The organism is Parasutterella secunda (assembly GCF_024733725.1).
GTDB lineage: Bacteria > Pseudomonadota > Gammaproteobacteria > Burkholderiales > Burkholderiaceae_F > Aphodousia > Aphodousia faecalis.
In genome coordinates this window covers 40,618-52,646 of sequence record NZ_JANRHP010000005.1, presented here as the reverse complement: position 1 = coordinate 52,646, position 12,029 = coordinate 40,618, and the positions used below count along the sequence as shown (strand labels likewise).

General features: G+C 45.8%; 10 protein-coding genes, 2 tRNA genes and 1 CRISPR repeat array. Of the genes, 9 read left to right on the top strand and 3 right to left on the bottom strand.

Annotation, left to right across the window (positions count from 1 at the left end):
• The first annotated feature begins 17 nt into the window (after positions 1-17).
• The 7 genes from cas7e (at position 18) to NW199_RS06195 (ending at position 4,754) form a co-directional block, all read left to right on the top strand.
• Entirely contained in the window at positions 18-1,085 is a 1,068-nt protein-coding gene (gene cas7e / locus NW199_RS06215; RefSeq protein ID WP_258333971.1) for a type I-E CRISPR-associated protein Cas7/Cse4/CasC, read from the top strand.
• Positions 1,078-1,800, top strand: a complete 723-nt coding sequence (gene cas5e / locus NW199_RS06210) for a type I-E CRISPR-associated protein Cas5/CasD (RefSeq protein ID WP_258333970.1) — start codon at positions 1,078-1,080, stop codon at positions 1,798-1,800. The genes cas7e and cas5e overlap by 8 nt, the downstream gene beginning before the upstream one ends.
• Positions 1,703-2,176, top strand: coding sequence for a CRISPR-associated endonuclease Cas1 (locus tag NW199_RS08805; RefSeq protein ID WP_373691810.1), 474 nt, complete (start codon positions 1,703-1,705; stop codon positions 2,174-2,176). Before cas5e ends, NW199_RS08805 begins: the two co-directional genes overlap by 98 nt.
• Positions 2,151-2,648, top strand: a complete 498-nt coding sequence (gene cas1, locus NW199_RS06205; RefSeq protein ID WP_258333969.1) for a CRISPR-associated endonuclease Cas1 — start codon at positions 2,151-2,153, stop codon at positions 2,646-2,648. The genes NW199_RS08805 and cas1 overlap by 26 nt, the downstream gene beginning before the upstream one ends.
• Positions 2,626-2,922, top strand: coding sequence for a type I-E CRISPR-associated endoribonuclease Cas2e (gene cas2e, locus NW199_RS08800; protein ID WP_373691802.1), 297 nt, complete (start codon positions 2,626-2,628; stop codon positions 2,920-2,922). Before cas1 ends, cas2e begins: the two co-directional genes overlap by 23 nt.
• Positions 2,923-2,964: 42 nt before the next feature.
• Positions 2,965-4,031: a CRISPR direct-repeat array (repeat unit 28 nt; unit sequence ATTTTCTCCACGTATGTGGAGGTGTTTC).
• Between the two features lie 530 nt (positions 4,032-4,561).
• A tRNA-Asn gene (locus NW199_RS06200) sits at positions 4,562-4,637 on the top strand.
• A 41-nt stretch (positions 4,638-4,678) separates the two neighbouring features.
• Positions 4,679-4,754, top strand: a tRNA-Asn gene (locus tag NW199_RS06195).
• 115 nt (positions 4,755-4,869) lie between these two features.
• On the opposite strand, the gene NW199_RS06190 is transcribed toward NW199_RS06195, so the two are convergent.
• Genes NW199_RS06190 through argH form a run of 3 tightly spaced genes read right to left on the bottom strand, consistent with a single transcriptional unit; the run spans position 4,870 to position 8,348 of the window.
• A complete protein-coding gene (locus NW199_RS06190; RefSeq protein WP_258333968.1) occupies positions 4,870-5,991 on the bottom strand; it encodes an aminotransferase in 1,122 nt (373 codons plus the stop codon).
• Between the two features lie 2 nt (positions 5,992-5,993).
• On the bottom strand, positions 5,994-6,950 hold the full coding sequence (locus tag NW199_RS06185) for an ornithine cyclodeaminase family protein (RefSeq protein ID WP_249092037.1): 957 nt from the start codon (positions 6,948-6,950) through the stop codon (positions 5,994-5,996).
• Between the two features lie 3 nt (positions 6,951-6,953).
• Positions 6,954-8,348 carry an argininosuccinate lyase gene (gene argH / locus NW199_RS06180; RefSeq protein ID WP_258333967.1) on the bottom strand — a complete coding sequence of 465 codons (1,395 nt, stop codon included), beginning with the start codon at positions 8,346-8,348 and terminating at the stop codon, positions 6,954-6,956.
• Between the two features lie 469 nt (positions 8,349-8,817).
• On the opposite strand from argH, the gene NW199_RS06175 reads away from it, so the two are divergent.
• Both NW199_RS06175 and NW199_RS06170 read left to right on the top strand, forming a co-directional pair.
• Positions 8,818-10,257, top strand: coding sequence for an amino acid permease (locus NW199_RS06175; protein WP_249092035.1), 1,440 nt, complete (start codon positions 8,818-8,820; stop codon positions 10,255-10,257).
• A 158-nt stretch (positions 10,258-10,415) separates the two neighbouring features.
• Positions 10,416-11,918, top strand: coding sequence for a UxaA family hydrolase (locus tag NW199_RS06170; RefSeq protein WP_258333966.1), 1,503 nt, complete (start codon positions 10,416-10,418; stop codon positions 11,916-11,918).
• Positions 11,919-12,029 lie beyond the last annotated feature (111 nt).

The following is a 12,029-nucleotide window of genomic DNA, read 5'->3' as shown; positions in this document are numbered from 1 at the left end:
CTTTTGTGAGACATAACATGACAAATCCTTTTGCAAAAACAAGAATTGAATTCCATATTCTTCAGAGTTTTCCAGTCACCTGCCTAAACCGGGATGATTTAGGCTCGCCTAAAACAGCCATTGTCGGTGGAATTACTCGCGCTCGTGTCAGTTCTCAATGTTGGAAAAGACAGGTTCGACTGACTCTTCGAGATTTAAACGTAAAACTTGCTGTTCGGACCAAACATATCGCCGACATGATTGAGCGTGCTTGCTTACAACGACAGGCAGACGCAGAAAAAGCAAAAACCTGTGCAACTAAAATCGGTGATGCTCTAGCAAAAGATACTTTGTATTTCATATCTGAACGAGAAGTCGAAGCATATGCTCAATATGCCCAAGAACATTCTTTTGATCTACCTCAAGACAAAGACTTGTTAAAAGACATTATTAAAATTTCGAAAAAGACTCATATTTCTGCTCTTGATGGATTGGATCTTGCTCTTTTTGGGAGGATGGTCGCCAAAGCTCCCGAACTCAATATCGAAGCTGCTAGTACTTTCTCTCACTCAATATCAACTCATAAAGTTAATACTGATGTTGACTTTTTTACAGCTCTGGACGACTTTACCATAGAGGGACAAGAGGGGTCTGCTCATATGGGATCTCTAGAATTCAATTCCGCTACTTATTACCGCTATGTCTGTTTGGATCTAGGACAACTTGCAGAGACATTGGGAATTGAAAATCGACAATCAACTGAAATACAAAAAGCGATTGAAGCTTTCGTTAAAGCACTTTATCTCGCAGTTCCTCAGGCTCGTCAACACACATTAGCTGGAGAGTGTGGTTGGGATTACGCAAAAGTTTATATTAGAAAAGGTCAACCGTTACAGTACTCTTGTGATGAACCTGTTCGGTATGACTCCAGGAAAGGCGGTGGATATTTGCAACCAAGTATTGCTGCGTTGAATGAATTCCTCTCCTGCAAAGAAAGAATGAGCGGAAGCCTATTTGGCAAACTCTGTGAATATGAGTTATCAGCCCAACAAGGCACTATAGATGAATTAATCCAAGTTCTTCAAAAAGCTATCTGCTATGAGTAAGACATATTTACTACTATGGTTGGAAGGGCCTTTTCAGTCATGGGGTGATGACTCCCGCTTTGGAAGACGGGAGTCACTCAAATTCCCGACTAAATCTGCTCTATGCGGAATGGTCTGCGCTTCCATGGGGGCCCGTGGAGAACAAAAGGAGCTTCTCTGTGAGCTTTCTCAGACGAAAGTAAGCGTCCTGACTTTTACGAAAAAGAACATTGAGCACTCTCTGCTTCGTGATTTTCAAACAGTTGGAAATGGTTACGATAATAAAGATCCTTTTGAATCACTATTAATTCCTAAAACTTCTGCTGGCAAGGCGCCGAACGGTCCAGGATCAAAAATCACTCATCGTTACTATTTACAGGATGCCACTTATGCAGTAATTTGGGAATTGGATACAGAATTGTGCCAAAAGATTGCTCAAAGCCTAATCAATCCTGTTTATTTTGTTAGTTTGGGTAGAAAGAACTGTGTACCGTCAGAATGGATTTATCAGGGAACATTTAATACTGAAAATGAGGCTTTTTCTGCGGCTAAAAGCATCGCTCAAAATAAACAGCGGCAATGCTCAAAAATGATCATTGAAGGTCGCTTCCCAGAACAAGGAGAAATTCTTGTTTTGCATGATATTGCAAAAAGATTTGGCGAATTTAAAGAGTACTCCGATCGTTTTGTTACCATTATCGACAATGACAATGAGGACCAATCGATTACTGATTAAAGTAGATAAAGAATTTTTGCCTCAAATTAAAGACAGATACCCATTTCTTTATCTGGAAAGAGGCCGGTTAGAAGTTGATGATAGTAGTGTCAAGTGGATTGACTCCGATGGTAGAGTTATCCCCTTGCCAATAGCTACCATTGAATCAATACTGTTGGGCCCCGGCACTTCTATAACTCACGAGGCCATCAAAGTGTTAGCTATGGTTAACTGTATGGTTTCGTGGGTTGGAGAGGATAGTCTTCTTTATTACGCGGTTGGTCAAACTCCGACACAAAACACTCGCAATTTGATCAAACAACTATCACTATATTCAGACCCTAAAAAAAAGACAAAAGATTGCGCAAAAAATGTTTTCTTTCCGTTTTCCGAGTGACGTTGTCAACAATAAGACAATAAAAGAATTAATGGGCTTGGAAGGGATCAGAGTAAAAAATCTTTACTATGAGTTGGCCGCCAAATACGATGTCTTATGGAGAGGAAGAAACTATAAGCCAGGTGAGTTTCAAGTCAGCGATTTGACCAATAAATGTATCACTGTCTGCAATACTGCGCTTTATAGCCTAATCACCGCTTGCGTTAACTCTATGGGACTATCTCCTAAAATCGGCTTTATTCATTCTGGCAGCCCACTGCCATTCGTATATGACATTGCTGATTTATACAAAGCAGAATTTTCCTTTGATCTGGCATTTTCGATTACAAAAGAAATGGCTGGGGTATATCTGGCCGAAAGACTTCGAACTGCTTTTGTACAGCGAATTATCGATAAAAGACTTTTAGAAAGAATCCCTAAAGACATCTCCAGTATATTAGAGCTCAAAAATGATAGTTCTAATCACGAATGACTTGCATCCTGCAGTACGCGGCAGAATGAAACTATGGTTTGTCGAAATAAAACCAGGGGTATTTGTCACAGGAGTAAGTGGATACCTTTCCAAAAAGATCACTCATTTTTTATTAAAGCAAAAATTGGGAGCTGGTAGCCTTCTAATTGAATCCTCAACTTCATCTCCAGGATATAAAATCCACACATTCGGTCAATCGGACAAACAATTGATCAGAGTAACCAATTTACAACTCATTGTGGCGAACAATAAAATACTTAAATTAGATTTATAACAATATATGCGTTAACCGAAACGAGAATTTCAATATATTGCTATTTTCTCCACGTATGTGGAGGTGTTTCCATTTCTGGGCATGCCGAAAACATTTTTGCTGGATTTTCTCCACGTATGTGGAGGTGTTTCTACATATATTGCATTAGGTAATAATGTACTTTAATTTTCTCCACGTATGTGGAGGTGTTTCCTTCACCTGCTTCACCGAACAAGCCAAGCATATAATTTTCTCCACGTATGTGGAGGTGTTTCTCGTGATGATCCCAATGCCGACGCAGAATTTAAATTTTCTCCACGTATGTGGAGGTGTTTCCGATCAATAATCGTATGAATATCGCAGTCATCTATTTTCTCCACGTATGTGGAGGTGTTTCCGAACATTTGCCACCCGGAAAGTCTTTGAATAAGATTTTCTCCACGTATGTGGAGGTGTTTCTCTTGATGGAAATTCGTACCCGTTATTCTGGTCATTTTCTCCACGTATGTGGAGGTGTTTCTCGTATGTGGTCTCGTTCTGATCGATATGATTTATTTTCTCCACGTATGTGGAGGTGTTTCCCAGTTATTTAGCACAGCTAAACGGTCTTGTAGATTTTCTCCACGTATGTGGAGGTGTTTCTGGTACTACTGCCAGCACTACGAGATTTTCGGGATTTTCTCCACGTATGTGGAGGTGTTTCTAGATGTTATAGGGACTCCCGTTTTTCGACTAGATTTTCTCCACGTATGTGGAGGTGTTTCCTTGACGAGGCGATTCAGAAACTTATCGATCTGATTTTCTCCACGTATGTGGAGGTGTTTCTCGCTTCATGAAATTTTGAAAATGCTCTACATGATTTTCTCCACGTATGTGGAGGTGTTTCTTGCTATGGGTTAGACAAGAAGCCCCTAGAAGAATTTTCTCCACGTATGTGGAGGTGTTTCTATGCCAAGGAGTTTCGTTGATGGTTGAAAAGTATTTTCTCCACGTATGTGGAGGTGTTTCCCCGGTATGGTATCCAAATACCCGGATGATTTCATTTTCTCCACGTATGTGGGGGTGTTTCCGGGTCATGGGAGCGGCATCCCGGGACTGGGAAATTTTCTCCACGTATGTGGAGGTGTTTCCCAATATTTCTTGCTATTTAATCAAAAAAACATTATTTACAAGGTGTTCAGTTACTGAGGGCAAATAAAAAGGGATCTATCATATTCAAAACGTCAATCAGATGTACAGTTCTCTGATGAGCTTTCTTATCCCCTTTTTTGTAAGAGGCAGTAAACACTTTCCTAATTATCTGATTTGGCATAATCAGTTTCACTACCGAGTCAATAAATACTCACCTCAACAAGAAGCCTGAGATGCCTTTTGAAACTCCAATGCAAACAACAACGAAAAATTTACCCCACGTCCAGCGGTTTCCCAAACCTCAACACGTCACATAGTCGAACGGATGAATAAGCTTCGAAGAATTGATGAACAACAAAAAACTAGCCTTGATGAAATTGACTAAAAACCGACTAGATAAGCAAAGCTTGAATCGGATGAATCAGAAGATTTACTGTTCTAAATTCTACGAGTTGCATTTACAGATCCAAAATTTTTCAGAAAGAACCTTGCTTTTTTTAAAAGAATGCGTAGAATTGTCAGTCTCGATTCCCCGATAGCTCAGTCGGTAGAGCGACGGACTGTTAATCCGCAGGTCGTTGGTTCGAACCCAACTCGGGGAGCCAAACAATTCATATGATTGAGTTCGATTTTCGGACTTCTTCATTCCCCGATAGCTCAGTCGGTAGAGCGACGGACTGTTAATCCGCAGGTCGTTGGTTCGAACCCAACTCGGGGAGCCATATTGAAAAACCTGCACTTTTTCGCGAAGTGCAGGTTTTGTTTTTTCAGCACCTATTCAAAGAGCTATGCCGAATTCCAACACTTTATTCAGAATTCGGCATCTCTGGTACCGTACTACGGGATTTCTTTCAAGAATTCACTCGTCAAAGCAAGTCCCTTCTTCAAGACCTCTTTGTTATTAGCGTAGCCGATTCTGACATAACCTTCGGTATGCAAGGCAGAACCCGGCGTAAACATCACGCCTTTTTCCTTGACTAAACGCTCGCAGAATTCATGTGAAGACAAGACCGTATCGATTTTGACGAACGCGGTTGTACCGGCTTTGGGTTTGACATAAGAGGCTCGAGGCTCACTTTTAACCCATTCGTCCAAAATCTGAAGGTTCTCACGAATGATTTGACGATTGCGGGCCAAAATTTTGTCTTTAGCGCCAAGGGCGATTTCCGTAAAGTATTCATCGAGCATGCCAACACTGATGGTGTTGTAGTCACGATGATGCAAAACCGCCTCAATGAGTGTTCTGGGCGCTGCGATCCAACCGAAACGCAAACCGGCCAAACTAAACACCTTGGACATACTGCCTGTGCTGATTCCCTTTTCGTAGAGATCAGCCACAGAGGGGCTATATACATCGTCTTGGGTTAAACCACGATAGACCTCATCACAAAGAACCCAAGCACCAACCGAGCGGGCAATCTCGCAAATATCACGAAGCAGTTTTTCATCCATCAAAGCGCCCGTGGGATTATTCGGATTGTTGATACAAATGAGTTTGGTGTGCGGCTTGACCATGGCACGCAATTCATTTAAGTCCGGCAAAAAACCGTTTTCCGGTTTTAACCTCAAGGTTTCAATATGTGCGCCGAAACTTTCCGGAATGGAATAGTGCTGCTGATAGGTTGGAATCACGGAAATCACATGATCACCGGGTTCCACCAACGTTTCATGCACCAACATGTTCGCACCGATGCAGCCATGCGTTGTGAGAATGTTTTCTGGCGTTTGCTTTTGATACAGCCCAGCAATTAACTCACGGACTTTCGTGCTGCCTTCGATCCAACCGTAGGTTAATTTTTTATCCAGAAGGTCAGCAGTCATCTTTTGCTCGCTGACTCCTGCTAATTCAAGAAGTTCTTTAACCGTAATGGACTCCACGCAGGTTTCCGCAACGTTGTAGGCGCACTTCGTTTCCCACTCATTCATCCATTGTTCTACACCGAACGCTTCAATTTTCATTTTTATTTATCCTTCTTTTGAACTTCTTTGAACACTGCCAAAGCCACGGCAATATCTTCCAGACCTTGACCGATTGAGCGGAAAAAGACCGGTTTGTCATAGACGGGACAATCACAGGTGTGATTTACAAGGGCTCCTAAATCGCCTTTAACTTGCTCTGCGCTCCATATTCCGGCTTCAATAGCCTGTTTCATTTCGCCGGCCACCGTAGCGGTCGTAGCCGAGCAGTCGCAATAAACGTCCATCACGGGCAACAGGGCAGGATCAATTTCATGGGCGCCCGGCGCATTGGTGGAGATTGACGTAATTAAGGGAGCGCCGTCAATATCTTTGGCTTCAAGAACGGAGGCGGCCGCGCTAGTGCAAAGCATGATCACATCGGCCTTTTCTATCGCCTGAGCTTTCGTCTGCACAAATTGCAACTTGCCTTGACCGGCTTTAAAGAATTCTTCCCGCTTGTCTTCGGATAACTCATGACTGTTCAGGGACCACACTCGAATACTGTCCCAATCGCGAAGACCCTGTACGTAGCGAATATGCGCCAACGCTTGAGGGCCTGTACCGATTACGGCCAGACGGCGAGCTTTAGCGCAAGCCAAATATTTCACGGCAACGGCTGTCGTTGCCGCGGTTCTCTCGAGCGTAAGTCTGGAGCTATCAACTAAAAGCAAAGGATTGCCCGTTTGCGTGGACATTAAAAGAGTCCAGGCGGTGACTGTATAGCCCTTCTCCTGAACAATAAAGGGTGATGTTTTTAAACCGTACACGCCGGCACTCATCCAAACGCCACTGTAGTTGATGAAGTCACCTTTACCTTGAGGGAAAAGCGTTTGAACCTGTTTAGGCTGAACAGCCTCTCCCCGCCCCAAGGCGGCAAACATGGATTCAACCGTTGAAAAAACATCCACTTTTGGTAAAACACCGAGAACATCATCTTGCGTCAACGTTAAAACTGACATTTTTTAAACTCCGCAATGAGTAAGAGCTAGGCGGGCGCGAGCGCGCTCAATTTGTTCTTTGACCCGTTCCGGTGCAGTACCACCGAATGAACGGCGAGCGGCCACACAGGCTTCAAGCGTGATGAATTGATGAATATCGTCTTCAATCGCATCGGAAAACTGTTTGTACTCTTGCAGCGTCATGCGTTCAAGATCCGTATTGTGCTTAATGCAGTAATTGACGATGTGACCGACGATGTGGTGAGCCTGACGGAAAGGAATGCCTTTGCGGGCGAGGTAGTCCGCCAAGTCCGTGGCATTGGAGTATCCCCTGCCCGCTCCCACTCTAGCCTGCTCTGCGTTAACCGTCATCTTCTCAAGCATGGGTTTCAATATACGAAGACTCATGTGAAGCGTATCCACAGAATCAAACGTCGGCTCTTTATCCTCACTCATATCGGTATTGAAGGCCAGGGGCAACCCTTTCATCATCGCAAGCATCGCCTGAAGGTTGCCGAACACTCGGCCGGCTTTGCCGCGAATCTTTTCGGCGATATCCGGATTTTTCTTATTAGGCATGATGGAAGAACCCGTGCAGAAATCATCAGACAATTCAAAAAAGTGAATGTCTTGACTGGTAAAGAGCACAATTTCTTCGCACAAACGACTTAAATGCATCATACAAATAGCGGCAGCGGAGTCTGTTTCAATCAAATGATCACGATCGCCGATCGTATCGACTGAATTTTCACTCGGTCCCTCAAAGCCCATTTCTTTAGCGGTCATTTCACGATCAATCGGGAAAGTGGTTCCCGCCATGGCAGCCGCCCCCAATGGGCAGACATTCAAGCGCTTGTAGGCGTCTTCAAAACGCCCGATATCGCGCTCAAGCATCCAAAAATAAGCCATCATCCAATGGGAAAACAAAATGGGTTGCCCGGTTTGAAAATGGGTATAGCCCGGAAACATCACCCCCATGTATTGCTCAGCTTTGGCGATAATCGTTCGCTGCAAATCACGGATCGCTTTAATAATTTCTTCGATTGCGTGTCTCGTGTAAAGTCTGACATCCAATTGCGCCTGATCGTTGCGGGAACGCGCCGTGTGCATCTTGCCTCCCACCGCGCCGACGAGTTCGGTCACCCGTCGTTCGATAGCCATCTGAATATCTTCATCAGCCACATCAAATACAAATTTGCCGTCCTCAACTTCTTGACGGACGGCTTGTAAACCCTGAAGAATCGTATCGGCTTCTGACTGCGTCAGAATGTTTTGCGCAGCAAGCATATGCACATGCGCCGTGCTGCCTATGATAGAAAAAGGCGTCACGCGCTTTTCAATCAAAATCGTCGCATTGAATTCCTGAACCAAATGATCCATCGGCAGGTCAAATCGCCCGCCCCACATAGCATCGGACATTTCTCTCTCCGCTTAACACAAAAACATCCACTATTTTAATCGCCTTAAATCCGAACTTTGTAGTCGATTTTGCCTACAAGCGTCTTATTTCTGTCCCTAAAAACACACACCATAGATTGGAAAATATGCCCTTTTGATCGCTATTCATGGTATATATTGTGTGTAGTTTGACAGTTAGAAAAAATATTTCGTCCTGCTCTTGATATCGCGGTCATTTATCCCTAATATCGCGGTGTCAAACAACCAAAAACTGTTAAATGTGTTGACCACCGTATCGGGGGAGACAACCTCCGAGAAAACGCGAGATGAACGTTTGGACGACGGACATCTTTTTAAAACAAGTTGTTATTGTCGGACTAGCTTCGAAGCGAGAATCTACTCGTCGAAGACAAGATCCTGAGTCCTTGGGTAATAGCCTGTGTACCCTCGGCGCTAGAACGCAATAGCAGCACTTTGGGGGAAAGGCATTATGAACTCCCAAAACATTACGGCGAACAACGAGTCCCAATTTCAACGCTCGATGCAATTGCGCCATTTGATTATGTTGAGTCTTGGCGGCGTGATCGGCAGCGGACTCTTTTTTGGAACGGGTCATATCATCGCAAACGTCGGTGCTTTCGGTACCGTGCTTGCGTACTTGATCGGTGCATTTATGGTGTACCTGATCATGTTGAGCTTAGGCGAACTTTCCGTCGCTCACCCTGATCCCGGTTCTTTCCATCTTTATGCAAGCAAATACATCTCCCCTGCTTCGGGTTATGCCGTGGCATGGCTGTATTGGCTCAACTGGACCGTCACCCTCGGCACGGCTTTTACCGCTGTGGGCTTTGCCATGCAATACTGGTTCCCGCAGGTGCCGGTGTGGTCCTGGTGCTTGATTTTCGGCACGATTATTTTCTTACTTAATGTGGTGGATACGCGCTTTTTTGCTGAAAGCGAATTTTTCCTCTCCATTATCAAAGTCGTGACGATTCAGGTTTTCATCGTCTTGGGCGCATGCGCGTTCTTTGACGTGATTCCCTTCGGTGAATCCGGCTCTCCGGGTCTGACGCACTTGGTGGGCGAAGGAGGTTTGCTGCCTAATGGCATCACACCGCTTCTGTTTACCATGGTGACAGTCTGCTTTGCCTACTCCGGCACGGAATTGATCGGCGTGGCCGCCGGCGAAACCAATAACCCCGAAAAGGTTATTCCGATGGCCGTGCGCGCTTCGCTTTTGCGCCTGGTGGTCTTTTTCGTGGGTACGGTTTTGATTGTCGCAACGCTTCTGCCCTCAGAAGCGGCCACAGTCTCCAAGAGCCCCTTTATCACGGTCTTTGAACAAATGGGCATCCCCTATGCCGCCGACATCTTCAATTTCGTGATTATCACGGCGATTTTGTCTTCGGCCAACACGGGCTTGTTTGCTTCCGGCCGTATGGTTTGGTCCTTGGGACACGACGGTATGATGCCCGCCGGTCTTGCCAAGCTCAATAAGCGCGGCGTGCCGGTCAACGCTCTTGCCTTTAGCATGCTGGGCGGTCTCTTGGCTCTGGCTTCAAGCGTCATGGCGGCTGACACGGTCTTTGTGATTCTCACCTCGATTGTGGGCTTTTCCACCGTGGCCGTGTGGCTCAGTATCTGCGTGGCCCACTACCGCTTCAGAAAGCAATTTATTGCCTCCGGCCACAGCTTGTCTGAACTCAAGTACAAGAGCCCGTGGTTCCCGTGGGTGCCGATTGTGGGCGGGGCCATGTGCGTCATTGTCATGGTGGGTATGGGGATCGATCCGGCACAACGCATCGCCCTTTACTGCGGCGTGCCCTTCACGGTTCTGTGCTACGTGATTTACCACCTCACACAAAAAGTCAAAAAAGGCAATTTGTCTCAAAAGAGTCAAGGCAATCAAACACGAGCCATTGCCGGCTGATTGCTCTTTGCCTTTCCTCTAAAAACTCAACCTCCCGTTTAGCATTCGTCTAACGGGAGTTTGAGTTTTGTCTAAAGATAACTAATTTTTCCATGCGTCGGTAAAAATCAGCGTTATGCTATGGAGCGAAAAATTTTCAACTTTTTGGAGATCGCTTCATGGAAATTAACGCGTTGTTAATGAACGCTAACGACAACATCGTCGTTTGTGTTAAAGATGTTGCTTTAGGTTCTGAGGTTATTTATTCGCAAGACGGTCAACACTGCACTCTTATCGCCAAAGATAACATTCCAGCCTGTCATAAAGTCGCTATCAAACCGATTGAAAAAGGGGCGGATGTTTTAAAGTACGGTGAACGTATCGGCCGCAGCACCTGCGCCATTGAAGTCGGTCAATTGGTTGATCACAATAATATTTACAGCGTTCCGCGTGATTACGAGAGCGAACTCATTGAAGAAACTGACGAAGAAGTTCCTCAGTTTGTACCAACAAAGAGCGGCGTTAAATTCTGGGGCTATCGTCGCGCAGAAGGCCGTCCCGGCATCCGCAACCACGTGCTTATTTTGCCGGGCTGCGCATGCGGCAGCGAAACCGCTCGCATCGTAGCCAGCCAAGTACGCGGCGCTGTCAACATCATTTTCAACACTGGGTGCTCGGACGTGGCCGCCAATACGGCCATGTCTCAGAAAATTCTCACTGGGTTTGCCTGCAATCCCAATGTCTACGGTGTTGTCATCATTGGTCTTGGTTGCGAGACGGTCGGACACAAACAATTGCGCGAAAAGATCTGCGCCATGACCTCAAAACCGGTTGTCTCCTTTGGCATTCAGGAAGAAGGCGGCACGCTCAAGACGATTGAAAAAGCGGTACGAGCCGCACGCGAAATGGCCGCCCAAGCCGGCATGCAACAAAAAGAGCTTTTTGATCTGAGCGAACTCTTTTTAGGTATTGAATGCGGAGGATCGGATGCGACTTCCGGTATCGGCAGCAATCCGGCCGTGGGTGAATTAAGCGATCTTTTGGTTGATCATGGAGCCAGTACGCTTTTAAGCGAATCCATTGAATGGATTGGGGGTGAACATGTGCTTGCCCGACGCGCCGCGACCACCAAATTGCACAACGAAGTTATCAAAATCTGCCGCGACTACGAAGACCATCTCAAAGCTGTCGGTCAAGACTGCCGAGCCGGCCAGCCCACTCCAGGCAACAAAGCCGGAGGCCTCTCGACTTTGGATGAAAAGAGCTTAGGCTGCATTCGAAAAGGCGGCACGCGTCCCATCGTTGAAGTGCTTCAGCAAGCCGAACGCCCCACTCGCCAAGGCGCCATTGTCATGGACACCGCAGGCTATGACATCTCATCGGTCACATCAATGGTTGCGGCCGGCTGTCAAGTGGTAATTTTCACGACAGGACGAGGCACTCCCACGGGTAACGCCATTGCTCCGGTGATGAAAGTGACTGCTAATGAGCGGACTTATCGGTGCATGGAAGACAACATGGACTACGATCTCTCGCCTATCGTGCGCGGCGAAAAAAGCTACCAAGCGATGGGAGCGGAACTTTTTGACGAGATCGTCGCTATCGCCAACGGCAAACTGACAAAGGCTGAAGCTTACGGTTTTTCCGATATCGCCGTTGATCACGTTTGCCGCTTCGTCTAAAGCGCTTCTGTAGACTTGGATAAAACTTCAGGTCTTAGCACGCAAAAAACTCCCGCTTTGAGAATATGGTTTAAGCGGGAGTTTCTATTTCGTGTAGAGCTCTGGTTATTA